Consider the following 26157-nt stretch of genomic DNA (forward strand, 5'->3'; position numbering starts at 1 on the left):
TTCCACGGCCCGGACCCGATGCCCGACGCGGACCGGCGCCGCCCGCCGTACCGGCCTGGTGGTACGGCGGGCGGCCGGTGGGATCAGCGGTAGCTGTGCTCGGCGGTGGGGAAGGCCCCGCTGGTCACCTCGTCGGCGAAGGCGCGGACCGCGCGGTCCATCTCCTCGGCCAGGTTGAAGTACTTCTTGACGAACTTGGCCGGGCGGGCGGTGAGGCCCATCAGGTCCTGCCAGACGAGGACCTGGGCGTCGGTGGCCGGACCGGCGCCGATGCCGATCGTGGGGATCGGCAGGGAGGCCGTGACCCGCTCGGCCAGGTCGGCGGGGACGCACTCCAGGACGACGGAGAAGGCCCCGGCCGCCGCCAGGTCCTTGGCGTCGGCCATCAGCTCGTCGCCCGACTGGCCGCGGCCCTGCACCCGGTAGCCGCCGAAGGCGTTGACCGACTGCGGGGTCAGGCCGAGGTGGGCCATGACCGGGATGCCGGCCGCGACCAGGGCCTCGACCTGGGGGAGGACCCTGCGCCCGCCCTCCAGCTTGACCGCGTGGGCGCCCGCCTCCTTCATGAACCGCACGGCCGTCTCCAGCGCCTGCTGGGTGGAGGCCTGGTAGGAGCCGAACGGCAGGTCGGCGACGACCAGCGCCCGGGAGGAGCCGCGCACCACGGCCGCGGTCAGCGGCATCAGGTCGTCGACGGAGACGGGCAGCGTCGAGTCGTGGCCGTAGACGACCATGGCGGCCGAGTCGCCGACGAGCAGCACCGGGATGCCGGCCTCGTCGAAGACCCGGGCGGTCATCGCGTCGTACGCGGTGACCATCGGCCACTTCTCGCCGCGCTCCTTGGCGGCGGCGATGTCGCGCACGGTGATCCTTCGCCCGGACTGCCCGCCGTACAGGGCGGTGGTCTGCGGGACGGAGACGGAAGAGGGCACGGAAGAGGACACGGAAAGCCTCCTGAGAGTCTCGAGGCGCCCCTGTGGCGTCCCCGGACGGTTCCGATGATGACATGCGTCCGATGGGTTAAACACCCCTTGACTCGCCGGTAATCCGGTGGCGGGGGTGTCGGCCGGGTGCGGCACAATGCAGGCGGAGGTAAGCAATAAAAATGGCAATGGAACCTTACCGTCGTCTGCTGGCGCTGCCCGGGGTGCGGACGCTGCTGCTCGTGGGCCTGCTCGCGCGCATCCCGTCCACCGCGGTGAACATCACCCTCGTCCTGCACGTGGCCGAGGGACTCGGTCTCGGCTATACCTGGGCGGGCGTGGTGACCGCGGCCTGCACGGCGGGCATGGCGGTGGGGGCGCCGCTGGCCGGGCGGTTCGTCGACTCCTACGGCCTGCGCCCCGTCCTGCTGACGACCACCGCCGCCCAGGCGCTCTTCTGGGCCACGGCGTGGGCGATGCCGTTCCCCGTGCTGGTCGTCGCCTCCGCGCTGGCGGGCCTGCTGGCGCTGCCGGTGTTCAGCGTGATCCGGCAGTGCCTGGCGGCCATGGTCCCCGAGGACCAGCGCAGGATCGGCTTCTCCGCGGACTCGATCCTGGTGGAGCTGTCCTACATGGCCGGGCCCGCGCTCGGGGTGGCCGGGATGACCGCGCTCGGCGGCAGGTGGACGATGTGCGCCATCGCGGCCGGTCTGGTCGGCTCCGGGACGGCGCTGGTCATGCTGAACCCGCCGGTCCGCTCCGCCGAGGAACTGGCCGCTCCGGCGGAGAAGGTCTCCCGGCGCCGGTGGCTGACCCCGGGACTGGTCACCCTGCTAGGCACCGCCTCGGCGGCCACCTTCGTGCTGACCGCCACCGAGCTGTCGCTGGTCGCGACGATGAACCGGGCGGGCGACACGGCCTGGACGGGGTTGGCGATCGGGATCTGGTGCCTCTACTCGCTGCTGGGCGGCCTCGTCTACGGCGGGCTGCCCCGGGGTTTCTCCCCCCTGGTCCTGATCGGCGCCATGGGCCTGCTCACCGTCCCGGTCGGCCTGGTGGGGGACGACTGGCGCTGGGTGCTCATCGCGCTCGTCCCGGCCGGGGTGCTGTGCGCGCCCGGCATCTCCTCCACCGTCGAGGCGGTCACCCGCATGGTGCCGGCCGGGGCCCGGGGCGAGGCGATGGGCCTGCACGGCACGGCGCTCCTGCTGGGCGGGGCGGTCTCCGCGCCGGTCGCAGGCGCGGTCATCGACGGCCCCGGCCCGGGCTGGGCCTTCGCGGCCGCCGGTCTGGTGAGCGTGGCGATGGTGCTGGTCGCCCTGCCGTTCCGCGCGGGGTCGCGCCCTCCGACGGGGGAGCCCGGACCGGTCACCGCGAAGACGACCGCCTGACCCCGGGCGCACGGGGGAGGTGAACGCGGGGTTAATACGAAACGGTGCTGTTGCGTATCGAAATAGATAGCGATACGCTCTCGTTGCGAAACTAGAGCGTATCGAAACAGGGGTTCCCGTGGACCAGAAGCTCGGTCATCCGAGACGTTGGCAGATCCTCGGAGTGCTGGTCTTCAGCCTCCTGGCGGTCGTGCTCGACAACACCATCCTCAACGTCGCACTGAAGACGATCGCCGACCCGGCCGAAGGGCTGGGCGCCACCCAGAGCGAGCTCGAGTGGGCGATCAACTCCTACACCCTCGTCTTCGCCGGACTGCTGTTCACCTTCGGGGTGATCGGCGACCGGACCGGCCGCAAGCGCATGCTGCTGATCGGCATGGTCCTGTTCGGTCTGTCCTCGCTGGCCAGCGCCTACGCCCAGGACCCGATGCAGCTGATCGTCGCCCGCGCGTTCATGGGCGTGGGCGGAGCCGCGATCATGCCCGCCACGCTGGCGATCATCTCCAACGTCTTCCCGCCGGCCGAGCGCGGCAAGGCGATCGGCGTCTGGGCCGGCGGCGTCGGCCTGGCCGTGGCGATCGGCCCCATCACCGGAGGGCTGCTCATTGAGCACTTCTGGTGGGGCTCGGTCTTCCTGATCAACCTGCCGATCGTGCTGGTCAGCATGGTGCTGATCGGACTGGTCGTGCCCGAGTCGCGCGACCCCCGGCCGTCCAGGCTCGACCCGGTCGGCGTGCTGCTGTCCATCGTGGGCCTCGTCGCCGTCACCTACGGCATCATCCGCGGAGGCGAGCTCGCCACGGTCGCCAGCGCCGAGGTCCTCGTCCCGACGATTCTGGGCCTGGCCGTCCTGGCCGCCTTCGTCTGGTACGAGCGCCGCATCGACCACCCGGCCTTCGACGTCACCTACTTCCGCGACCCGCGCTTCTCCACCGCGATCGCCATGGTCGGCATCGTGTTCTTCGCGATGATGGGCGCGATGTTCTTCCTGGTCTTCTACCTGCAGATCGTGCTGGGCTTCAGCGCGCTGCAGGCCGGGGCCCTGATGATCCCGTTCGCCGCGGCGCAGCTCATCTTCGCCCCGCTCAGCCAGCGGATGGCCGGGCGCTTCGGCGCCAAGCCGACGGCGACCGTCAGCATGGTGATCGTGGCCGCCGCGCTGGCCGCCTACGCGCTGATGGACCGGCACACCCCGATCCTCTTCATCGAGGTCGTCTTCTTCGTCCAGGGCGCGGCGATGGCCAACATCATGCCCCCGGCGACCACCGCCATCATGGAGGCGCTGCCCCGCGAGAAGGCCGGTGTCGGCTCGGCCATGAGCAACACCGTCCGCCAGGTCGCCGGCGCGCTCGGCGTCGCCCTGCTCGGCTCGCTGCTCTCGGCCGCCTACCGCGACGGGATCACCCCGGCTCTGGCCGGTCTGCCGGAGGACGCCCGGCACCTCGCCGGCGAGTCCCTGCCCGGCACCCTCGCCGTCGCCCAAGGGCTCGGCGAGCGCGGCGCCGCGCTGATGGAGCCCGCCTTCCGGGCCTTCCTGGACGGCATGCACCTCACCGCCCTGGTCTCGGCCGGCATCGCCCTGGCCGGAGCGCTGGTGGTGCTGAAGTGGCTGCCCGGCAAGCACGCCCCCGCCGCGGAACCGGACAGGGAGCACGGCAAGGAACCAGCGGTAGTGTAGGCGCGCTATGACGACCACGGACGAGACCCGGCCCGCCCGCCCCGCGGGCCGTCCCCGCAGCGCCAGGGCGGAGAAGGCGATCATCGAGGCGACCCTCGACCTGATCAGTGAGAGCGTGAGCCTCTCCGAGCTCTCCATCGAGGCCGTCGCCGCCCGCGCGGGCGTCGGCAAGACCACGATCTACCGGCGCTGGTCCAGCAAGGAGGACCTGGTCGTCGACGCGCTGGCCACGCTCAAGGCGCCGATCCCTCCGCTGGAGGGCCGGACCGTCCGCGAGGACCTCGCCGTCTACCTGGAGGTCATCGGCCGGGAGGCGTGCGACGTGCGGAGCCGGTGCGTGATGAACATCGCGATGAACGAGGCGGGCCGCCACCCCCAGCTGGTGGAGCGGATCCGGCAGGCGGTGATCAAGCCCCGCCGGGAGGCGCTGGGGGCGCTGCTGCGCCGGGGGATCGAGACGGGCGAGCTCCGGCCCGACCTCGACCTCCCGGTCGCGATGGCGACGGTGGTCGGCAGCATGATGTGGTACGTCAAGTCGGCCGGGTTCGGCGGGGTCGAGGAGCACCCCGAGGATCTCGTCGAGCGCATGGTCGACCACCTCATGGCCGGTCTCGCGCCCCGCTGAGCGCCCGTACGGCCCGTCGGCGACGCGGCCGGGTGAGGACGCTGCCGGCCGGCGGCGCGGTCCGACCGGGACGGCCGGTCAGCGGCGGCGCGGTCCGGCCAGGACGGCCGGGTCGAAGGTGATCTCGTACGGCTCGGCCAGGGAGAGCGTCTGCCCGGCCCGCGCCGCCGCGACCTTGACGTACTCGCCCTCCTCGGCGGTGAACACCTCCACCAGGGGCACCGCGCCCTCCTCGCCGTGCAGCTCCACCCGCATGAACACCGGGACGCCGGCGGCGGCGTAGGAGGAGGGCTTGACGATGAAAAGGAGGGATCGGTCCGTGCCCGGGCGCGGCTCCGTCGTCACCCGGGCACGGACCGATCTCAGGGAGGGCCGGAGGCCGGCCGTCAGGGGGCGGTCTCGCGCCAGCGGTTGGTGATGGGCAGGCGGCGGTCGCGGCCGAAGTTCTTCGGGGTGATCTTCGGGCCCGGCGGGTACTGCCGCCGCTTGTACTCGGCCAGGTCGACCAGGCGGATGACCCGGGCGACCAGGTCGGGGTCGTGCCCGGCGGCGACCAGGGAGGCCGAGCCCATGTCCTTCTCCACGTAGTCGTCCAGGAGCCGGTCCAGCACGTCGTACTCCGGCAGGGAGTCGGTGTCGCGCTGGCCGGGGCGGAGCTCGGCGCTGGGCTCCTTGGTGATGGAGTTCTCCGGGATCGGCGGGACCGCGAAGCCGTGCAGGAACTCGCTCTCGAGGCCCGCCTGGGCGTTGCGCCAGCGGGCCAGCTCCCACACCAGGGTCTTGAGCACGTCCTTGATGGGGGCGAAGCCGCCCGCGGAGTCGCCGTAGAGCGTCGAGTAGCCGGTGGCCAGCTCGCTCTTGTTGCCGGTGGTCAGGACCAGGTGGCCGTGCTCGTTGGACAGGCCCATCAGGATCATGCCGCGCACCCGGGCCTGGAGGTTCTCCTCCGACAGGCCGGTCAGCGAGAGCTCCTTCTCGAAGGCCTCCACCATGGCGGCGATCGGCACGACCCGGGCGTTGACCCCCTGCCGGTCGACGAGCTCCTGGGCGTCGCCGAGGGAGTGGTCGGAGGAGTAGCGCGAGGGCATCAGCACCACGTGGACCCGGTCGGGGCCGATCGCGTCGGAGGCGATGGTGGCCGTCAGCGCCGAGTCGATGCCGCCGGACAAGCCGAGGATGACCGACCGGAAGCCGTTCTTGGCGACGTAGTCGCGCACGGCCAGCACCAGCGCGCTGTAGACCTCGGCGGTGTCGTCCAGGTGCCCGGCGACCGACGGGGGCTCGGGGTCGTACGGCTCCAGCGGGCGGGCCGACAGCTCCAGCCGCTCCACCGTGATGACGGTCCCGTCCCCGGCGTCCACCTCGAAGGAGCCGAGCCCGCCGTACGTGGCCTCGGGCAGGTCCAGGTCGGTCACCAGCAGCTCCTCGGTGAACCGCGCGGCCCGCGCGACCAGCTCGCCCGAGGCGGAGACGACGATCGAGTCGCCGTCGAAGACCAGCTCGTCCTGCCCGCCGACCTGGTTGGCGTAGGCGAGCGCGCATCCGGCCTCCCGCGCCCGCCGGGAGACGAGCTCCAGGCGCACGTCGTCCTTCTCCCGCTCGTACGGCGAGGCGTTCGGCACCACCAGCAGCCCGGCTCCGGCCTCGGCCGCCACCGCGACCGGGCCGCCGTCCTGCCAGAGGTCCTCGCAGACCGCGATCGCCACGTCGACGCCGTGCAGCCGGAAGATCGGCAACCGGTCGCCGCGCACGAAGTAGCGGTACTCGTCGAAGACGCCGTAGTTCGGCAGGTGGTGCTTGGCGGTCCTGGCGACCACCTGCCCCCGGTACAGGAGCGCCGCCGCGTCCAGCGGGGCGCCCTTGGGCTGCCCCACGCGCGGGGCGCGGTCGGCGCGGTCGACGTAGCCGACGACCACGGGGATCTCGCCGAGCCCCTCCTCGGCCAGCCGCCGGGCCGCGGCCTCGACCGCCGCGATGGACGCCTCCACGAACGAGTTCCGCAGCACCAGGTCCTCGACCGGGTAGCCGGTGAGGAACATCTCGGTGAAGACCGCCAGATGCGCGCCGCGGTCGGCGGCGCGGCGGGTCCACTCGACGAGCTTGTCGGCGTTGGCGGTCAGGTCGCCGACCGCGGGGTTGGTCTGGGCAAGTGCGATTCGGAGTTGAGCCACGCTCCCACCCTATTCCCGGGCGGCGGAGGGCCGGTCCCGTGGATCCCGCAGGACTCCCCGCCGGCGGGAACCCCCGCCGGCGGGGAACCGCCACCGCTCCGGACCGCGGGCGCGGGCGGTCCGGAGGTCCCCGGCGGAGCCGCCGGGGAGGTGCCGGTCAGAGCCGGTCAGAGCCGGTCAGAGCCGGTCAGAGCCGGTCAGGGCTCAGTTGGCGGCGCTGGTGGTGGAGTTGCTGCTGGCGCCGCCGGGACCGGCCTGGCTGTAGGACTGCTTGAAGAAGACGCCGCTGCCGTGACCGCCGTGGCCTCCACCGGTGCCGGACAGGACGCTGCTGTTGAAGGCGCCGAACTTGCCGGCGCTGCTGGAGTTCTGCTCGAAGCTCGTGCCGCCGCCGGCCAGGGCGGCGGTCTGGAAGGCCAGTCCCAGGGCCGAGGCGGCTCCCGCGATCACCAGGGCACGCCGCAACTTCGTCATGGTCATGGTGGATGTTTCCTCTCTGTTCCGCCGGCCTCCGCCGGCGCATGGGATGGAGCACCCTAAAGGGCCCTGTGCGACGGCCCGGACGAGCCGGGAACCGCCGTACGCCAGCTGTGCTTCCCTGGCCTCCTCCGGCCGAAAACACGAAGTGTAACGATCTAACTACTGATGGACATGATCGATAAACACATTGATCAACCCTTGCGAGACGCCCGGCGCGTCTTCTCCCGGCCGGGAGGAGCCGGGGGGCGGCCGGGCCCGCACGCCCGGCCGGGCGTGCGGCGGTCAGCCGGGCAGGGGGAGGACGGCCTCCACGGCCGTGCCGCCGCCGGGGGCGCCGACGATCACACAGCTCCCGCCGAGCTCGGTGGCGCGCTCGCGCATCGAGACCAGGCCGATCCCCGACCGGGACGCCTCGGGCAGGCCGCGCCCGTCGTCGGTGATCCGGACCGTGAGCGAGGAGCCCTCGTGCCGCAGGCAGACCGTCGCGGTGCGCGCCCGGGCGTGCTTGCGCACGTTGGTCAGGGCCTCCTGGGCGATCCGGTAGGCCGCCACCTCCACCGCCGCCGGGAGGTCGGACAGTTCGCCCGAGGTCTCCACCGTCACCGGCGGCTCCCCCTCGGACGCCAGGGCCCGCACGGCGCCGGCCAGCCCGAGCTCGTCCAGGGTCGGCGGGCGCAGGCCGTACACCAGCTCCCTGATCTCCTGGCTGACCGAGTCCATCCCGCTGCGCAGGTCGAGCAGGAGCCGGTCGGCGGAGGCCGGGGCGGCGCGCAGGCTGATCCTGGCCATGTTGATCGACATGGCCATGTCGGTCAGCGCGTGGCCCAGCCCGTCGTGCAGGTCCCGGCGGAGACGGCGGCGCTCCTCCTCCCGGGCGGTCAGGATGCGCTCGCGGGAGCGCTGCAGGTCGGCGGTCATCCGTACGGCGTGCGCCACGTCGGCCACGTACGGCGTCGCCGCGGCGATCAGCCGCTCGTTGTGGGCCGCGGCGAACCTGCGCGGCCCCGGTGAGCCGATCAGCAGGCGGCCGACCGGCTCGCCGTGCCAGACCAGCGGCACCGCGCGCGGCGCGGGCCCCGGCAGGCCGAGCGTCACCCGCCGGGAGCCCGGGCCGCGCACCTCGATCGTGACGCCGGTGACGCAGAGCCCGTCGCGGATCACGGCGGCGACGGCCGCCAGCGCGCCCGCGGGCTCGGCCTCCCCGACCTCCCGGGCCAGCCGGGCGGCCAGGACCGCCGGGTCGCCGTGCGTGCCGTACATGAGCCGGTCGACCAGGCGCCGGAGCAGGTGGCGGAGCGGGTGGAAGAAGGCGCCCGCGAACAGCGCGGCGACCAGGCCGCCGACCCGGTCGTAGTCCGACAGGGCCATCCCGGCGAGGGCGCCCGCGCCGAAGTAGACGACGCTGACCGCGGCGACCAGCCCGGCGGCCACGAAGGCCCGGCTGATCACGGTGTCGATGCCGTACAGCCGGTAGCGCAGCACGGAGAAGGCGATGGCCACCGGGATCAGGCCGGTCCAGATCGTGGCGGCCAGCCACCAGTCCGGTCCGGCGATCAGGCAGACGCTGTAGACCGCGAAGGCCGACAGCGGCCAGGCGATCTGCCGGCGGACGACGGGATCGGCCCGGCGCAGGCGCAGGACCAGGGAGAGCACGGCCGTGACCACGAGCGCCGAGACCAGGGTGCTGAGGACCAGCAGCGACGGCCGGTGGTAGGGGGCCAGCGCCTCCACCGCGAGCGGGTTGGGGATCACCCGCGGGTAGGGGTAGACCTCCGGGCGGGGCGTCGGGCGGAGGATCTGCACGGTGGCCTGCACGACCAGCACGGCGACGCCCAGCGCCGCGACCGGCCGCCAGCGCGGCGACGGCAGGCGGCCGTCGGGGGAGTGCAGCGGGAGGACGACGGCGAGCAGCATGCCGCCGGTGCCCCAGCCCACGACGCTGAGCCAGCGCAGGTAGCCGGCGGCGGTGAGGTCCCCGGAGGAGGCGGCGGCGAACATGGCCGAGTCCGCGAAGACGTGGACCGCGCAGCCCAGGCCGCCGGCGCACATCAGCCAGCCCGTGATCGGGCGGACGCCGTGCGCCAGCAGGAACGCGCCCACCACGGGGAAGATCAGCCCCGCCGCGTGGTCGGGGGAGGCGGGCACGTCGAGGGACCACTCGGGCGGCAGGCCCAGGCCCGCGGCGGACCCGGTGACGGTGAGCGCCACGGCCAGCACGGCGACCACGACGGGGGCGAGCCGCCGCGGCGAGGCCAGCAGCGCGGCCACCGGGCCCCGGCGCGGGACGTCGAGGCTGACGGCGTCCACGACGCGGCGCGGCACGCCCCCGGCGCCGGTCACGACGCGGCGCGGCACATCCCGGGCACCGGTCACGACGCGGCGCGGCACATCCCGGGCACCGGTCGCGACGCCGTCGCGCGACCCCGTGCCCGAGGTGCCCCCCGCCTCCACGTACACCGCTACCTGCTCACGTCACCGGGGTTGACCAGGCCGGATTCGTACGCCGCGACGACGAGCTGCGCGCGGTCGAACAGCCCCAGGTGCGCCAGGAGCTTGCCCACCGACTCGGCCACGGACGGCTCGGAGACCGACAGGGTCGCGGCGATCTGCCGGTTGGTGAGCCCGCGGGCGATCAGTTTCAGCAGATCCAGCTCGGCGTCGCCGAGGCCGGCGAGCGCGGGCGGGGCCGCGGGGTCGGAGTGCCCGGCGAAGGCCGCGATCAGCCGGGTGGTGACGGCCGGGTCGATCAGCGCGTCCCCGGCCTGCGCGGCGCGCATCGCGGTGATGAGCTGCTCGGGGGCCGAGGTCTTGAGGACGAAGCCGCTCACCCCGGCTCGCAGGGCGGAGTAGAGGTTGTCGTCGGTGCCGAACGTGGTCATCATGATCACCTTGGGCGGGTCCTCGTCGGCGAGGATGCGGCGGGCGGCGGTCAGGCCGTCCAGCCGGGGCATCTGGATGTCCATCAGCACCAGGTCGGGACGGGTCTCGCGGACCAGCGCGATCGCCTGCTCGCCGTTCTCGGCCTCCCCGGCGAGTTCGAAGCCCGGTTCGCTGTCCAGCACCACCCGCAGGCCGGTGCGGACCAGCGCCTGGTCGTCGACCACGACGACGCGGAGGGTCTCGGTCGCCGTTCCCAGGGGCGTCCCCGGGGGTGTCCCCGCCTCCCCGGGCGCCTCCGGGGCCGCGACCCGGACGGTCTGGGCGGCCCGGGGGGCGGGCGGGTCCAGATGGGGGGCCTGGGCGAGCATGTCCGACTCCAGGCGCTGCAGCGTGGCGCCCAGGTCCAGCCCGAGCTCGTCGCGGAGCACGGCCCTGGCCCGCCGGAGCGCGCCGAGGGCGTCCCCCTGCCGGCCGCCCCGGTAGAGGGCCAGGGCGAGCAGCCGCCAGGCCTCCTCCCGGAGCGGGTGGGCCGAGACGTGCGCCTCCAGGTCCGCGACCAGGGCGGCGGAGTGGCCGAGGGCCAGCCCGGCGTCGGCCCGGCGCTCGACCGCGGTCAGCCGGAGCTCCTCCAGCCGCCCCGCCTCGGTCACCGCCCAGGCCAGGTCGGAGAACTCGGCCAGCGCCGGTCCCCGCCAGAGCGCGAGCGCCTCCTCCGTGCGCGCCCACACCGCGGCCGGGTCGCCGTCGAGTTTGACGGCGCCCTCGAAACGCCAGGAGTCCACCTGCTCGGCGGTGGCGCGCAGCGCGTAGCCCGGCGGGGCCGAGACCAGGACCCCGGCCTCCTTGCGGGGGGCGCGGTCCGGCTCCAGCGCGCGCCGCAGCCGCGAGACGTATCCCTGGATGGTGGACAGGGCCTGGGCGGGGGGTTCGCCCGGCCAGAGCTCGTCGATGAGCACGCTCACCGGGACGGCGCGGCCACCGGCCACGAGCAGCCGGGCAAGCACCGCCATCTGGCGTTGACCGCCGAGGTCGAGCACCACGTCGCCGTGGCGCGCCTGGAACGGTCCGAGGGCACGGAAAGTCAGCATCGCAGTGGTAAGGGTACGACCACCTGGACTATGGCAATACGGCAAAATTCACCATCGTTCGCATCCTGTAAGGAATCGGTTATCCGGTCGGGCCCGTCTCGACGGCCGTGCCGCTGGCCAGCGGAAGCACCGCCTCAACCACGGTGCCGCCCTCCGGCGGAGAGGTGATCATGCAGGTTCCGCCGAGTTCCGCGGCCCTCTCGCGCATCGACGCCAGCCCGACCCCCGAGCGCCGGCCCGCGGGCACGCCCACGCCGTCGTCGCTCACCCGGACGCTCAGCTGCCCGCCCCGCTCCAGCGAGACCCGGACCGTGCGGGCGCGGGCGTGCCGGCGCGCGTTGGTCAGGGCCTCCTGCACGATCCGGTAGGCCGCGACCTCGACGGCGGCCGACAGCCCGGTGAGGTCGCCGCGCACCTCGACCGCGACCTCCGGCCCGGCCATCTCCCCGATGGCGCCGGCCAGGCCGAGGTCGTCCAGGGCCGGCGGGCGCAGGCCGTACACCAGGTGCCTGATGTCGCTGGTGACGCTGTCCATGCCGGAGCGCAGGCCGTCGAGCAGCCGCTCGGCGCTCTCGGGGGAGGTGTGCAGGGAGAGCCGGGCCGCGTTGATGGACATGGCCATGCCGCTGAGCGACTGGCCGAGGCCGTCGTGCAGGTCGCGGCGGAGGCGGCGGCGCTCCTCCTCGCGTGTGGCGATGATCCGCTCACGCGAGCGCCGCAGCGTGTCGACCAGCAGGACCGCGTGGGCGGCGTCCGCGATGTACGGCGTGAGCGCGGAGACGACCCGCTCGTTGTGCGCCGCGGGCAGCCGCCGGGCTCCGGGGCGGCCGATGAGCAGCCGGCCGACCGGCTCGCCGTGCCAGACCAGCGGGACCCGCCGGGCCACCTCGCCGAGCTCACCCGAGACCTCGTCGGTCGGCCCGGCGTGGGGTCCGGCGGTCCCGGCGGTCCCGGTGGCGGGCCGGGGCGAGAAGCGCACGGCCACGCCGGTGACGGAGAGCCCCTCGCGCAGCACCTCCAGGGCCGCCTGCAGCCCTCCGGCCGGGTCGGCCCGCTGCAGCCGGGACCGCACCTCCGCGGCCAGTGCCACCGGATCGCCCCTGCTGCCGTAGAGCAGGCGGTCGGCGCCGCGCTGGAGCACCCCACGGAGCGGGTGGAAGAACGCCCCCGCGCAGAGCGCGGCGAGCAGGCCGCCGATCCGGTCCACGTCGGACAGCAGCAGGCTCGAGGCGGTGCCCACCGCCACGTAGACGCCGCCGATGACGCCCACCAGGCCGGCGCCGACCAGCGCGCGGGTGATCAGCGTGTCGATGCCGTAGAGCCGGTGCCGCAGGATGGCGAACGCGATCGCGGCGGGGACGAGCGGGATGGTGAACGAGGCCAGCCACCAGACCGGGTCGCCGACCACCCAGGGGACGACCACGGTCGTCGTCGCCACCAGCGGGCAGAGGATCCGCCGCCGGTCGAGCGGATCCGCCCCGCGCAGGCGCCCGGCGAGGGAGGCGACCGCCAGCACCATGGACGCGGCCGACAGCCAGTGCAGGACCTCTCTGAGGACCGGCTGCGCGGGGACCGCCCGGAGGAGGACCGCCGCCTGGAGCAGACCGTCCAGCGCCATGACCGCGCCCGCGAAGACGATCAGGGGGCGCCACCGGCGCGAGGGCGGCCGGCCGGTCGGATGCACCAGCGGCAGCAGCACGCCCAGCAGGAACGAGGCCAGCGCCCAGCTCTGGCCGACGATCACCCACAGCAGCACGGGCGCGTCCGGGGAGTACGGGGTCGGGGCGTGCAGCCGGGCGACGTTGGCCGCCAGGATGTTGGCGGCGCAGGCCAGCCCGCCCACCGCCAGCAGCCAGCCGACGAGCAGCCGCGGGCGCTGGAAGACCAGCAGGGCTCCGAAGATCGGGAAGGCGGTCCCCGCCACGTCCTCGGGGGCGAACGGCAGCGGAGTGTAGGGGGACTGCGGGAGCCGGGCGGTCACCCAGATGTCGGCGAGTTCCATGGCGACGGCCGCCGCGGCGATCGCCGCCGCCGCGGCCCGCGCCCGCCCGGGGCCCACCACGGCGGACAGCCTGTCCAGCCCGCGCATACGGTCGGTCCTTTCACGAAACACGATGTGAGAGGACCCTAACCGGCGCGGACAGCAATCCAATCAAACCGGATCGGATCGGATCAACGGACGATCAACGCGCCGGTCCGGCCTCCGCCGCCGCGGACTCCTCCGCCGCCGCCGCGCGTGCCCGGCGGCGCAGCGCCGGGCCGATCGCGAGCAGGCCCGCGGCGGCCACCAGCTCGATCGCCCCGACGACCGGCCAGAGGACGGCGGGACCGGCCGCCAGCAGCCGGGTGCCGAGCAGCGGGGCGAGCATAGTCCCGGCCGACCAGGCGAAGCCGTACATCCCGGAGTAGCGCCCGCGCAGGTGGGCGGGGGCGAGCGCGGCCACGACCGCCCCGGGGACGCCCGCCGTGATGATCTCCCCCAGCGTCCAGACGACCACCGTGGCGGCGTACCCGGCGACGCCTGAGACGAAGGCGGTCAGCGCGAAGCCCCCGCCGATGACCGCGAACCCGGCGGCCAGCACGGTGCTGTGGTCCCGCCTGCCGAGCCAGTCGCCGGTCAGCGGCTGGACCAGCACGATCAGGATGCCGTTGACCGCCATGACCAGGCCGTAGGCCGAGGGGGACAGGCCCGCGCCGGTCATCGCCAGCGGCAGGGTGGTGAACGCCTGGGCGTAGACCAGGGTGGAGAGCACGGAGATCACGATGAAGGCGACCATCAGGCGATCGGCGAAGACGGCGCCGTAGCCGCCGCCCGCCGCCCGCCCGCCCGGCGCGGGCCGGGTCTCCGGCACCGCCCGCCACACCAGCAGCCCGAAGAGCACCGAGGTGGTCGCGTTGAAGGCGAACATCCAGCCGTACCCGGCCTCGGCGAACCAGCCGCCGGCGACCATGGCGACCGCGAAGCCGAGGTTCAGCGCCCAGAAGAGCAGGCCGTAGGCGCGGGGCCGGTCCTCCGGCGCGACCAGGTCGGCCACCAGGGCGTTGGCCGCGGGCCGGTAGGCGTCGATCGTCACGCCGAGCACGAACATCAGCGCCACGATCGCGGGCAGCGAGGCGGCGGCCCCCAGCGCCCCCATGGTGGCGGCGGTGGCGACCATGCCGCCGGTCAGCGTGACCCGCCGCCCGAACCGGTCGGCCAGCCAGCCCGCCAGCGGCTGCGAGATCAGCGAGCCCGCCCCGAAGACCGCCATCACCGCGCCCGCGGCGGCCAGGGACATGCCGCGGGCCTGCGTCAGGTACACGCCGATGAACGGCTCGACCATCATGCCCACCCGGTTGACCAGGGTCCCGGTCCACAGCGCCCAGAAGGCGCGGGGGAGGCCGCCGATCTTCGATCGCAGGAACGAGGGGCTGGTGAGGGTCGTGCTCGTCATGGGACCAGGTTTGGACAGCCGGTCGTGCGGATGCGAACCTTTTAGCCGTGCCTGAACAGTCGTGCGGTTCCCGGAAGGCCTCCTGCCACGTCGAGTGGATCTTCGCTCCCGACGACGTGGCCCGGATCCGCTTCGCCTTCTCGCCCATCTGGGAGCTGGTCGCCAGCCTGCGCACGCTCCGCGACCCGGCCCGGCACTCCCTCCACCTGCCCTGGCTGCGCGCCGTACGGCCCCGCCTGGCGGGCCTGGACCTGTCGGAGCTGTTCGCGCTGGTCCCGCAGCGCGGCTACCTCGTGGACTTCGTCACCCCCACACCCGACACGCCGATGCCCGACTTCGCCGCCGAGCTGGAACGGGTACGGCGCACGCCGCCCGACCGGGCCGCCGCGGAGGCCGGCTGGGTGGCCGGGGCCGACCCCCGCGTCATCGAGCGGTTCCGGGCGGACCCGGCGGCCGGGGTGGCGCGGGTCGCCGACACCCTGCAGCGCTACTGGGAGACGGCCTTCGCCGACTTCTGGCCCCGGGTCCACGCGCTGCTGGAGGGCGAGGTGATGCGCCGCTCCCGGCAGCTCGCCGCCGGCGGCGCCCGGGAGCTCTTCGCCGACCTGCACCCGAACGTCAGCTGGCGCGGCGACCGGCTCGCGGTGGTGCGGAACTGGTCCTACTCCGCGCCGCTGGGCGGCGACGGGCTGGTGCTGGTGCCCACCGCCTTCTGGTGGCCGGACACGGCCGCGGTGGTCGAGCCGTACCAGCCGATGCTCGTCTACCCGGCGAACGGGGTCGGCACCCTCTGGGCGGTGAGCCCGCCGCCCGCCCCCGGCGCGCTCGCCGCGCTGATCGGCCGGACCCGCGCGCAGATCCTCACCGCCCTCGCCGACCCGTCGACCACCACGGCCCTGGCGCGCCGCATGGAGCTCACCCCGGGCGCGGTCAGCCAGCACCTGACCGTCCTGGCCGGAGGCGGGCTGGTCACCCGCCACCGCCTCGGCCGCGAGGTCGTCTACCGGCGCACGCCGGTGGGCGACTCCCTGGTCTGCGCCTCCTGAACGTCCCTGGTCTGCGCCTTCTGAACGGCGGGGGCGGGGGAGGCGGCGGGGGTGCGGCAGGAGTCCAGGAGATGCTCCAGGTGGGCCCGGGAGACGGTCAGGAACGCGCAGGCCACCCGCGTCACGTCGCGGCCCGCGGCCGGCCCGAGGCCGTGCCGCTCCACGAGCACGGGGACCGTCCAGGCCGCCGTCCACAACTCCTCCATCCGGGCCACCAGCCGCTCGACGATCCGCTCCGCGGCCGCCTCGCCGCGGTGCCCGGTCGTACGGTGCCCGGCTGTACGGTGCCCGGCCGTGAAGTCGCCGCACCAGGCGACGACGTCGCCGCCCGCCTCGACGAGCGCCCGCCACCGGCGGTCGGCGGCCACCCGGGCCGGCACCTCCACCCCCAGGCACGGCTCCACCAGATCGAACAGGTAGGGACCGGAGACGGCCCTGCCCCGCGCGGAGCGGTCCGCCGTCCAGAGCGGGAGCGGAGGGGCGGCCGGGGGAGCGGGCGGCGGGGACGCGGGTGAATGCCGGGAAGCGGGTGGCGGCGGCGGGGACGCGGGTGAATGCCGGGAAGCGGGTGGCGCGGCGTCGAGCAGGGCCGCGCGCTGGGCGGTCAGCCCCGCCAGGAACCGCTCCCGCCACTCCGGGCCCATGTCCGCGGCGGACTCGCGCCACAGCCCGGCGAAGGCCCGCTCCACCGGCCGCGGCCCCGGCTCGGCGCCCTCCGCCACCATGAGCACCCCGGCGTAGGCGTCGGACTCCTCACGGAACCGGCGGGCCCAGGCCAGCCAGCGCGCGAACAGGGCGGCCGCGCCGGTGTCGCACCGGGCGAGCGCCCGCCCCGCCACGCGGTGGAGGGCCGCCGCCCGGTCGACCTCCAGGCCGGTCAGGCGGGACCACTCGATGAGCGCGGCCTCGATCCGGTGGACCGACGGATGCATGGGGCACGGCGCCGACATCGCCGCGAGCCGCTCGGTGAGCGGGGCCAGCAGCGCGGCCGTGCGGGGCGGGGTGCGGAGTTGGGTGCGCATCGTCGTCTTCCCCCCGGATCGGAACATCACGTCTTTTCCCGATCGCTCACTGTAGTGAGGCGGTCACCCGGGTTCCGCGGAGGCGCGACGGGGAGAACGGAGGGGAATGCCGGGCGGAGGACCGAGGAGCACCGACGAGGACGGAGGCGGGCGGAGCGGTGCCGCGGACGGTCCCGATGCCGCACGCCACCGTGATTCCTCGTAACGTGTGCGAAACACGCAGCGGGCAGACTGGTAGGCGACCAGGAGTGTCGCACCACGTCGGCGGTGACTCCTCCGCTCCCTGAAGGGAGCGGCTTCTCGCTCTCCTCTGCCGAGGTAGGCGACGGACAAGCCCTGCCCGTTTCAAGCAAAAAGACTGTAACAGGGAAGCGATTCCCCTGCCGGTTGAACCTGGCAGCCCTCTCGCTAGATCTGATGGAGGAAAGCATTGGACCGTCAGCAGGAGTTCGTCCTCCGCACTCTCGAGGAGCGCGACATCCGGTTCATCCGGCTGTGGTTCACCGACGTGCTCGGGTTCCTCAAGTCGGTGGCCATCGCCCCGGCCGAGCTCGAAGGGGCCTTCGCCGAGGGCATCGGGTTCGACGGCTCGGCGATCGAGGGGTTCGCCCGGGTCTACGAGTCGGACATGCTGGCCAAGCCAGACCCCTCCACCTTCCAGATCCTGCCCTGGCGCAGCGAGAACCCGGCCGCGGCCCGGATGTTCTGCGACATCCTCATGCCGGACGGCTCCCCCTCGCACGCCGACCCGCGCTGGGTGCTCAAGCGGGCCCTGGCCAAGGCCTCCGACATGGGCTTCAGCTTCTACACCCACCCCGAGGTCGAGTTCTTCCTGCTGAAGAACCGGCCCGAGCGCGGCACGCGCCCGGAGCCGATCGACGAGGGCGGCTACTTCGACCACACCCCGCACAGCTCCGGCCACGACTTCCGGCGCAACGCGATCATGATGCTGGAGTCGATGGGCATCTCGGTGGAGTTCAGCCACCACGAGGGCGCCCCCGGCCAGCAGGAGATCGACCTGCGCTACGCCGACGCGCTCACCACCGCCGACAACATCATGACCTTCCGGCTGGTGATGAAGGAGGTCGCGCTGGAGCAGGGCATCTGGGCGAGCTTCATGCCCAAGCCCTTCACCGAGCACCCCGGCTCCGGCATGCACACCCACATGTCGCTGTTCGAGGGCGACCGCAACGCCTTCTACGAGCCCGGCGCCGACTACCAGCTCTCCAAGATCGGCCGGTCCTTCATCGGCGGCCTGCTCACCCACGCCGCGGAGATCACCGCGGTCTGCAACCAGTGGGTCAACTCCTACAAGCGCCTGTGGGGCGGGGCCGAGGCCATCGCCGGGCAGGGCGGTGAGGCCCCCAGCTACATCTCCTGGGGCCACAACAACCGCTCGGCCCTGGTGCGCGTTCCGATGTACAAGCCGCACAAGAGCGGCTCCACCCGCATTGAGTTCCGCTCCCTCGACTCGGCCTGCAACCCCTACCTGGCCTTCGCGCTGATCCTCGCGGCCGGGCTGAAGGGCATCGAGGAGGGCTACGAGATGCCGCCGGGCGCCGAGGACGACGTCTGGGCGCTGACCAGCGCCGAGCGCCGGGCCCTGGGCATCGCGCCGCTCCCGCAGTCGCTGGACGAGGCCATCGCCGTCATGGAGCGCAGCGAACTGGTCGCCGAGACCCTCGGCGAGCACGTCTTCGACTACTTCCTGCGCAACAAGCGCGCCGAGTGGAACGACTACCGCCGCCAGGTCACCGAGTTCGAACTGGGCCGCTACCTGCCGGTCCTGTAGGGCCAGGTCAGGCCGCTTCTCACTTCGTAAAGGTCGTGGGGCCGGACGGTGGCGAACCGTCCGGCCCCTGGCTTTCGCGCAGGTCCGGGACCGGGGGACGACCACCGGCGCGCTCGGCGGCGGAGGCTCGTCGGCGCCGGTAGCCGCCCTCGATCCCGAACAATCTTGTCATCCGGTGCGTCCAAGACAGCTGGGACACGTCACGGAGGTGCACGGGTGGGGCGGACGGGGCTGGCGCCGGAGGATCCGGAGCGGCTGGGCGGCTACCGGCTGGCCGCGAGGCTCGGGGCCGGAGGCCAGGGGGTCGTCTACGAGGCCTGCGACGAGGCCGGCGTCAGGGTCGCGGTCAAGGTGCTGCACGGCGACGTGGTGGCCGACCCGGTGCTGCGGGCGCGCTTCGCCGGGGAGGCGGCCGCGGCGCAGCGGGTCGTCTCGCGCTGCACCGCCCGGCTGATCGCGGCGGAGAAGGACGGGCCGGAGCCGTACATCGTCAGCGAGTACGTCGACGGACCCAGTCTGCGCGAGGCCGTGCGGGCGGACGGGGTGCTGTCGGGCGACCGGCTGGTCGGGCTCGCCGCCGCGGTCGCGACCGCGCTGGCCGCCATCCACGAGGCCGGCGTCGTCCACCGCGACCTCAAACCGGACGACGTGCTGCTCGGTCCCGACGGCCCCCGCGTCGTCGACTTCGGCATCGCCCGGACCAGGCGGACGTCGTCCGCCTTCCCCGCCCGGGTGGTCGGCTCCCCTCCGTACACGGCCCCGGAGGTGCTGACCGCGGCCCGGATCGGTCCCGCCGCGGACGTGTTCGCCTGGGGCGCGGTGGTGCTGTTCGCGGCGACCGGGCGCAGCCCGTTCGAGGCGGGCAGCGTGGGTGCGATCCTGCACCGGGTCCTCACCGGTGAGCCGTCGACGGACGCGCTGCCCGAGCCCTTGCGGTCGCTGGCCGCCGCCGCGCTGGACAAGGACCCCGGCGCCCGTCCCTCCTCCCGCGACCTGCTGCTCGGCCTGCCCGGCTGGAGCGGTGGCGGCCGGGGCGGAGCGTCGCCGGGACTCGCCGGGATCGTCCTACCGGAGGATTTTCGGGTGTTCTGAGCGGATTCGTCCCGCGGTTGGTGGGCAGTGTGCGCTCCATGGGGCGGTCATGGGATCCTCTGGTGCGAAAGTGCCTGCTGAGACGTGTGCTCCATGGCGCCTCCAGCGGCGTCATACCCCCGTCACCGATGGTCCGCAAGGCGTCACCGACCCCTGGTCGGCTGTACACGCAACCACTTCGGTAAAATCGGTTGGTCCTTTTCTTGTTGAAACTTGACACTTAATCGCCATGCAAGGCGACAAGGAGGTGCGGCATGACGACGGCTGCCGGTCTGCAGACCGTGGTGACCGTTCCGGCACGTTTCCGCGGACCCGAGGGCACCGCGAACGGCGGATGGATCGCGGGCACGGTCTCCGAGGCGCTGAACGGCGCCCGGCACGGCTCGGCCGTCGAGGTGACGCTGCACGCGCCCACCCCGCTGGAGACCCCGCTGGACCTGCGCCAGCTCGCCAACACCGCCACCCTCACGCGGGGCGACGAGCTCCTCGTGGAGGCGATCGACGTCGCCGAGCCGCTCGACGCCCCGGCGTTCGTGCCCTTCGGCGACGCGGCCCACGCCGAGCGGGGCTTCCCGGGCCTGGCCGGGCACGCCTTCCCCGGCTGCTTCGTCTGCGGGCTGCGCGCCCCCGGCGACGGCCTGCGGATCTTCCCCGGCCCGGTGGAGGGCACCGACCTGGTCGCGGCGGGCTGGCGTGTGCCGATGACCGTCACCGACGAGGACGGCGTCGTCCCCGACGCGGTCATCTGGGCCGCGCTCGACTGCGCCACCGGCTGGGCCCACTTCGCGCCCGGCGAGTTCGCGCTCCTCGGCCGCCTGACCGCGCGGGTCCACCGCCGTGTCTACCCCGGCGGCACCTACTCCGTGGTCGCCCGCGCCACCGGCCGCGAGGGCCGCAAGCTCTTCGGCGAGAGCGCGATCTACGAGGTGGACGGCACCCTGGTGGCCGCCGCCAAGGCGACCTGGATCATGCCGGCCTGAGCGTCGCCGTGCAGCTGCCCGTACGGCCGGCCGTACGGGCAGACCCGCCCGCGGGCCGTACGGCGGGGGCGGGGGCGGGGCAGGACACCCGGGCGCGCCCGGGGCCCCGGCGGCACGGCGTGTGCCCGCGATCCCCTGATGCGAAGATGGGGAGGCGTCGGCTGTGCCCGTGACCGGAGACGAGGGAGGGGCGGTGAGCACCGTGCCCCGGATCCAGACGACCGCCGGACGACTGGCCCGGCTCGGATTCGTCGACGGGGCCAGGGCCGAGCGCCTGCTCGGCGAGCTGGGCCCCGAGACGGCCGGAGACCTCGGTCTGCTGGACTCCCTGGTCGCCACCGCCGATCCCGACCTGGCGCTCACCTCGCTCACCCGGCTGGCCGAGCGGGACCCGGGCGTCCTCGGGGCGCTCCGCGCGGATCCCGGCGTGCGGGCCAGGCTGCTGCGCGTCCTCGGCGTCAGCGCCGCCCTGGGAGAGCACGTCGTCCGGCACCCGGAGCACCGGCGGCTGCTCGAAGGCGAGCGGGCCGCGGACCGGCCGTCCGGCGGCGAGCTCCGCGCCGGGCTGCTCCTGTCCGTCGGAGCCGACCCCGACGAGGCCGAACCGCGCGCCGCGGGCTCCGGTACGGAGGTCCTGTCCGCGCTGCGCGTCGCCTACCGGGGCCGCCTGCTCCACCTGGCCGCGCGCGACCTGGCCGGGGAGATGACGCTCGCCGAGGTCACCGCGGAGCTGTCCGCCCTGGCCGGCGCCGCGCTGGAGGCGGGGCTCGCCGTCGCGCGCTCCCAGCACCCCGAGTGCGACGGGGTACGGCTGGCCGTCATCGGCATGGGCAAGTGCGGCGCCCGGGAGCTCAACTACATCAGCGACGTCGACGTGATCTTCGTCGCCGAGCCCGGCGAGGGGATGGACGAGACGCAGGCAGTCCGGCTCGCCACCCGCCTGGCCCAGGGGATGATGCGCGCCTGCTCGACCGCCACCCCCGAAGGCTCCCTGTGGGAGGTGGACGCCGCGCTGCGCCCCGAGGGCAAGGCCGGGCCGCTGGTGCGGACCCTCGCCAGCCACCGGGCCTACTACCGGCGCTGGGCCAAGACGTGGGAGTTCCAGGCGCTGCTGAAGGCCCGCCCGGTCGCGGGCGACCCGGAGCTCGGCGGCCGCTACGCCGACACCGTCGACGAGCTGGTCTGGCAGGCCGTGGGCAGGGAGGGGTTCGTCGAGGACGTGCAGGCGATGCGCCGCCGCGTGGAGGCCCATGTCCGGGCCGAGGAGGCCGGGCGGCAGATCAAGCTCGGCCCCGGAGGCCTGCGCGACATCGAGTTCGCCGTCCAGCTCCTCCAGCTCGTGCACGGCCGCGCCGACCCGCTGCTGCGCCGCCGCGCCACGCTCTCCGCGCTGGCGGCCCTGTCCCGGGGCGGCTACGTCGGGCGGGAGGACGCCAGGGCGCTCGCCGAGGCCTACACGTTCCTGCGCCAGATCGAGCACCTGCTCCAGCTCCACCGGCTCCGCCGTACGCACGTGGTGCCCGAGTCCGAGGCCGACCTGCGGCGGCTCGGGCGGGCGCTGGGCATGAGCGCCGACCCGGTGGGGGAGTTCACCACCCGGTGGAAGCGGCACGCGAACCAGGCCCGCCGCCTGCACGAGAAGCTGTTCTACCGGCCGCTGCTGGCGGCCGTGGCCCGGCTGCCCGAGTCCGAGGTGCGCCTGTCCGCCGCCGCCGCGCAGGCCCGGCTGGAGGCGCTCGGCTACGCCGACCCCGCCGGGGCGCTGCGCCACATCGGCGCACTGACCAGCGGGGTCTCCCGGAGGGCGGCGATCCAGCGCACGCTGCTGCCGGTCATGCTCGGCTGGTTCGCCGACGCCCCCGACCCTGACGCGGGCCTGCTCGGCTTCCGCCAGATCTCCGACCGGCTGGGCACCACCCCGTGGTACCTCCGGCTGCTGCGCGACGAGACCGCGGTGGCCGAACGGCTGGCACGGCTCCTGGGCACCGGCCGGTACGTCACCGGGCTGCTGCTGCACGCCCCCGAGGCCGTCGCGATGCTCGGCTCCGACAGCCAGCTGGACCCCCGGCCCGCGCGGGCACTGCTGGCGGAGGCCCGGGCCACGGTCGGCCGCTACCCCGGGGACGCCGAGACCGGGGTCGTCGCGGCGCGGGCCCTGCGCCGCCGGGAACTGCTGCGCACCGCGGTGGCGGACCTGACCGGGCGCCTCGACGTCGAGCAGGTCGGCCAGGCGCTGTCCGCGCTCAACGACGTGACGGTCCAGGCCGCCCTGGACGCCGCGATCGGCAAGATCGAGATGGAGCGGCGGACCCCGCTGGGCACCAGGTTCGCGGTGATCGCCATGGGCCGCCTCGGCGGGCTGGAGTGCTCCTACGGCAGCGACGCCGACGTGATGTTCGTGCACGCGCCGCTGCCCGGCACGGCCGAGAAGGAGGCCGCCGGCGTCGCCCACGCGGTGGCCAACGAGCTGCGCCGCCTGCTGGCTCTGCCCGCCCCCGACCCGCCGCTGCTCGTCGACGCCGGGCTGCGTCCCGAGGGCAAGGCCGGGCCGCTGGTCCGCACGCTCGCCTCCTACGCCGCCTACTACGGGCGCTGGTCGGCCCCCTGGGAGTCCCAGGCGCTGCTGCGCGCCCGCTTCTGCGCCGGGGACGCGGACCTGGGCGGGGAGTTCCTGGCGCTGGCCGACCCGCTGCGCTATCCGGCCGGGGGCGTCCCCGACGAGGCCGTACGGGAGATCCGCAGGCTGAAGGCGCGGATGGAGGCCGAGCGGCTGCCGCGCGGGGCCGACCCGGCCCTGCACACCAAGCTCGGCCGGGGCGGGCTGTCGGATGTGGAGTGGGTGGCCCAGCTCGTCCAGCTCCGCCACGCCTGGGAGCTGCCGTCACTGCGGACCACCCGCACCCTGGAGGCGCTGCGCGCGGCGGTCGCCGAAGGGCTGCTGTCCGCCGAGGACGAGGCCGTGCTCGCCGAGGCCTGGCGGCTCGCCTCCCGCATCCGCGACGCGATCATGCTGGTCCGGGGCCGCGCCGCCGACTCCATCCCCGCGGACGTGCGCGAGCGCACGCTCCTGTCCCGGGCGCTCGGCTACCCGCCGGAGGCCAGTGAGGACTTCCTGGACGACTACCGCCGCGTCACCCGGCGGGCCCGCCAGGTCGTGGAGCGCGTCTTCTACGAGAACTGACCGTGCCGGGGCCGGGATCCGGCGTCGCCGGGGACCGTTCGCCGCGAGGGCGCGAGGGCGCGAGGGCGCGAGGGCGCGAGGGCGCGAGGGCGCGAGGGCGCGAGGCGTGAGGGTCGGCGTCCGCGAGGATCGGCTTCCACGGGGCCCGGTCCTCGCGAGAGTCGGCCGCTGCGAGGGCCGGTTTTTACCGAAACCGAAGAGTCGCCTTGCACCGGTAGTGCCGTGCGTGTAGTAACGGTGCGGGTGATCTCTTGTGATATCGGTCTACGTCGATCTGGCCATCGGGCTGGTGCTGGCCTTCCTGCTGCTCTCGCTCCTGGTGAGCGGGGTCAACGAGGCCTTCGTCCGGCTGCTCGGCATCCGGAGCAAGTTCCTCTGGGCCTACCTCCGCGACACCATGGACGGAGGAGCCGCTGACGGGACGTCGTGGATCCCGTCCAAGATCGCCGACGTCTTCGCCAAGCTGCCCTTCTCCAAGAACGATCCGCGGCCCGAGCACAGCCCCGACCCTGCCCCTCCCGTGGTCGCGCCTATGCCGGTCGACCCCACCGCCGTGCTGGCGGCCGAGGAACCCGTCCCCGACGTGGACATGACCGCGCGGCTCTACCGGCGGCTGCAGGAGATCGACCACCCCAAGGGGGCGCGGACCACCATCGCCGACATCCCGCCCGAGCGCTTCTCCGGCGCGGTCATGGAGCTGGTCTCCGCCGAGGAGGGTGGGGTGGACGGCCTGCTGACCAAGCTGGAGGCCGTCGGCAGTCCGCTGGCGGGGCACCTCAAGGGCGTCTGGGAGGGCGCCCAGCGCGATCTGGACAAGTTCCGCAAGGGCGTCGAGAACTGGTTCGACGGCGAGATGCAGCGCCTGTCCACGCTGTACCGCCGCTACGTCAAGTGGGTGCTGTTCGCGCTCGGCGCGGCGCTGACCCTGCTGCTGGGCATGGACGCGCTGGAGTACGGCAAGACCCTGCTGCGCGACAACGCCTACCGGGCCGCGGTGGCGGCCGTGGCGGAGGGCGGCCAGGAGGCGCTCGCCGGCCTGCGGGAGCGGTGCGATCCCACGGTCTCGACCGACGCCCTCGGCTGCGTGACCGAGTCCTTCAGCTCGCCGGCCCTCGTCAAGATCTTCGACCACTCCATCGTGAGCGTCTCCCTCCCGCCGGACGGCGGCGACCCGTCCTTCAACTGGAACGGCGCCGTCTGGTGGGACCGCCTCATCACCCCCGGCCACTGGCCCGGCTACGTCCTGACCATGATCGCCCTGCTGTTCGGCGCCCCCTTCTGGTGGGACGTGCTGCGCCGCCTCACCGGCTTCCGGCACCGCTCGTAGCCGCCCGGACGGCGCGGCCGCACCGTCCGGGCGGCCCGGGGCTAACGCAGCGCCGCGAGGACCCTGTCGACGTGCTCCAGCGGCTCGGAACCGACCGGGCGGAGCACCACGGTGTCGGCACCGGCCTCCCACAGCGACCGCACGACGTCGGCCGCCTCCCCGGCGGAACCCGCCGCCATCGGCACGTCCTCCGGCGCGACGCCCAAAAAGCCCGCCTGCTCCACCGCGGCGGGCCGTACGGCCTCGCGGACCCGCTCCGGGTCGTCGCCGACGTACAGGTGGACGAAGACCACCAGCTCGTGGTCGTCCTTCCCGCCGCCCGCGGAGATCATCTCACGGGCCTCCCCGACCCGCTGGGGACCGAACCCCTCGGGCAGGATCGTGCCCTGCGCCACCCGTCCGGACAGCTCCAGCGACCGGGGGCGCACCACCCCGGCGAGCACCGGCGGCGGCACGGCGGGCGGATGCACCAGGCTCACCCCGTCGAGCCGTACGGCCCGGCCCTCGAGGGTGACCGTCTCCCCGCGCAGGAGCGCCCGCACGGCCACGACGGTCTCCTCCAGCAGGGCCAGGGGCGACGGCGCGAGGGCCCCCACCCGGCGCATCCAGTCCTGTACGCCGTGGCCGATCCCGGCGGCCAGCCGGTGGGGGTGCACACGCGCCAGGTTGCCGAGCTCCATGGCCAGCAGGGCCGGATTGCGCAGCGGGGCGGGGGTGATCCCGATGCCGACGCGGAGCCGCTCGGTGACGGCGAGCGCGGTGGCCGCCGACGAGATCGATCCGGTCCAGCCCAGGTCCTCCACCACCCACAGGTCCTCGACCTGGGTGTCGTCCAGGCTGCGGGCGAAGGGGATGAGGGACTCGGGGGGAAGGTCGCGTTCGAACATCACGCCCAGGCGCATGTCTCTCCTCTGGATCGGCCGGTGGTCACAGGTATCGGAAGTATCCGGCGAAATCCTCGATCCGGGTGACGGGATCGGTGCGGACCTCGGTGCCGGTTCTCAATGCACTGATCATCATGCCCTGGCCGACGTGGACCCCGCCCCG

At 74.1% G+C, this 26157-nt stretch carries 19 protein-coding genes; 9 read left to right on the forward strand and 10 right to left on the reverse strand.

Features of this window, described 5'->3' with window-relative positions; genetic code table 11:
• Window positions 1-83: 83 nt before the first annotated feature.
• Window positions 84-944, reverse strand: a complete 861-nt coding sequence (panB, locus tag IEZ07_RS01090; RefSeq protein WP_191893063.1) for a 3-methyl-2-oxobutanoate hydroxymethyltransferase — start codon at window positions 942-944, stop codon at window positions 84-86.
• Window positions 945-1105: 161 nt separating this feature from the next.
• Between panB and IEZ07_RS01095 the strand changes: the two genes are divergently transcribed.
• The 3 genes from IEZ07_RS01095 (at window position 1106) to IEZ07_RS01105 (ending at window position 4617) form a co-directional block, all read left to right on the forward strand.
• The gene (locus tag IEZ07_RS01095) at window positions 1106-2314 is read left to right on the forward strand and encodes an MFS transporter (protein ID WP_191893064.1); all 1209 of its coding nucleotides are present in this window, start codon (window positions 1106-1108) and stop codon (window positions 2312-2314) included.
• Between the two features lie 118 nt (window positions 2315-2432).
• Entirely contained in the window at window positions 2433-3992 is a 1560-nt protein-coding gene (locus IEZ07_RS01100; RefSeq protein ID WP_191893065.1) for an MFS transporter, read from the forward strand.
• A 7-nt stretch (window positions 3993-3999) separates the two neighbouring features.
• Complete coding sequence (locus IEZ07_RS01105; RefSeq protein WP_191893066.1) at window positions 4000-4617, forward strand: TetR/AcrR family transcriptional regulator; 618 nt, start codon at window positions 4000-4002, stop codon at window positions 4615-4617.
• A gap of 78 nt (window positions 4618-4695) precedes the next feature.
• Here the strand turns inward: IEZ07_RS01105 and IEZ07_RS01110 are convergent, their stop codons facing one another.
• The 7 genes from IEZ07_RS01110 to IEZ07_RS01140 all read right to left on the reverse strand — a co-directional run bounded on the left by IEZ07_RS01110 (window position 4696) and on the right by IEZ07_RS01140 (window position 14670).
• Window positions 4696-4962, reverse strand: a complete 267-nt coding sequence (locus IEZ07_RS01110) for a PDDEXK family nuclease (protein ID WP_191893067.1) — start codon at window positions 4960-4962, stop codon at window positions 4696-4698.
• Between the two features lie 41 nt (window positions 4963-5003).
• Window positions 5004-6788, reverse strand: coding sequence for an NAD+ synthase (locus IEZ07_RS01115; RefSeq protein ID WP_191893068.1), 1785 nt, complete (start codon window positions 6786-6788; stop codon window positions 5004-5006).
• 204 nt (window positions 6789-6992) lie between these two features.
• Window positions 6993-7268, reverse strand: a complete 276-nt coding sequence (locus IEZ07_RS01120) for a hypothetical protein (protein WP_068894317.1) — start codon at window positions 7266-7268, stop codon at window positions 6993-6995.
• Between the two features lie 282 nt (window positions 7269-7550).
• The gene (locus IEZ07_RS01125) at window positions 7551-9725 is read right to left on the reverse strand and encodes a sensor histidine kinase (protein WP_239319254.1); all 2175 of its coding nucleotides are present in this window, start codon (window positions 9723-9725) and stop codon (window positions 7551-7553) included.
• A 2-nt stretch (window positions 9726-9727) separates the two neighbouring features.
• Window positions 9728-11236, reverse strand: a complete 1509-nt coding sequence (locus IEZ07_RS36160) for a BTAD domain-containing putative transcriptional regulator (RefSeq protein WP_191893069.1) — start codon at window positions 11234-11236, stop codon at window positions 9728-9730.
• A 79-nt stretch (window positions 11237-11315) separates the two neighbouring features.
• The gene (locus IEZ07_RS01135) at window positions 11316-13325 is read right to left on the reverse strand and encodes a sensor histidine kinase (protein WP_191893070.1); all 2010 of its coding nucleotides are present in this window, start codon (window positions 13323-13325) and stop codon (window positions 11316-11318) included.
• A gap of 94 nt (window positions 13326-13419) precedes the next feature.
• Window positions 13420-14670, reverse strand: a complete 1251-nt coding sequence (locus IEZ07_RS01140; protein ID WP_191893071.1) for an MDR family MFS transporter — start codon at window positions 14668-14670, stop codon at window positions 13420-13422.
• Between the two features lie 47 nt (window positions 14671-14717).
• On the opposite strand from IEZ07_RS01140, the gene IEZ07_RS01145 reads away from it, so the two are divergent.
• Complete coding sequence (locus tag IEZ07_RS01145) at window positions 14718-15716, forward strand: ArsR/SmtB family transcription factor (RefSeq protein ID WP_191893072.1); 999 nt, start codon at window positions 14718-14720, stop codon at window positions 15714-15716.
• On the opposite strand, the gene IEZ07_RS01150 is transcribed toward IEZ07_RS01145, so the two are convergent.
• Complete coding sequence (locus IEZ07_RS01150) at window positions 15671-16738, reverse strand: terpene synthase family protein (protein WP_191893073.1); 1068 nt, start codon at window positions 16736-16738, stop codon at window positions 15671-15673. The two genes, IEZ07_RS01145 and IEZ07_RS01150, sit on opposite strands and share 46 nt — an antisense overlap.
• A gap of 430 nt (window positions 16739-17168) precedes the next feature.
• Between IEZ07_RS01150 and glnA2 the strand changes: the two genes are divergently transcribed.
• The 5 genes from glnA2 to IEZ07_RS01175 all read left to right on the forward strand — a co-directional run bounded on the left by glnA2 (window position 17169) and on the right by IEZ07_RS01175 (window position 25110).
• Window positions 17169-18530, forward strand: a complete 1362-nt coding sequence (gene glnA2 / locus IEZ07_RS01155; RefSeq protein WP_068894311.1) for a gamma-glutamylpolyamine synthetase GlnA2 — start codon at window positions 17169-17171, stop codon at window positions 18528-18530.
• 216 nt (window positions 18531-18746) lie between these two features.
• A complete protein-coding gene (locus IEZ07_RS01160; protein WP_191893074.1) occupies window positions 18747-19622 on the forward strand; it encodes a serine/threonine-protein kinase in 876 nt (291 codons plus the stop codon).
• Between the two features lie 254 nt (window positions 19623-19876).
• The gene (locus IEZ07_RS01165; RefSeq protein ID WP_191893075.1) at window positions 19877-20602 is read left to right on the forward strand and encodes a PaaI family thioesterase; all 726 of its coding nucleotides are present in this window, start codon (window positions 19877-19879) and stop codon (window positions 20600-20602) included.
• 193 nt (window positions 20603-20795) lie between these two features.
• Window positions 20796-23783, forward strand: a complete 2988-nt coding sequence (locus IEZ07_RS01170) for a bifunctional [glutamine synthetase] adenylyltransferase/[glutamine synthetase]-adenylyl-L-tyrosine phosphorylase (RefSeq protein WP_191893076.1) — start codon at window positions 20796-20798, stop codon at window positions 23781-23783.
• 253 nt (window positions 23784-24036) lie between these two features.
• A complete protein-coding gene (locus tag IEZ07_RS01175) occupies window positions 24037-25110 on the forward strand; it encodes a hypothetical protein (protein ID WP_191893077.1) in 1074 nt (357 codons plus the stop codon).
• Between the two features lie 41 nt (window positions 25111-25151).
• Here the strand turns inward: IEZ07_RS01175 and IEZ07_RS01180 are convergent, their stop codons facing one another.
• A complete protein-coding gene (locus IEZ07_RS01180) occupies window positions 25152-26012 on the reverse strand; it encodes an LLM class flavin-dependent oxidoreductase (RefSeq protein ID WP_191893078.1) in 861 nt (286 codons plus the stop codon).
• Between the last annotated feature and the right edge of the window lie 145 nt (window positions 26013-26157).

Source organism: Planomonospora parontospora (assembly GCA_014647935.1).
GTDB classification, from domain to species: domain Bacteria; phylum Actinomycetota; class Actinomycetes; order Streptosporangiales; family Streptosporangiaceae; genus Planomonospora; species Planomonospora parontospora.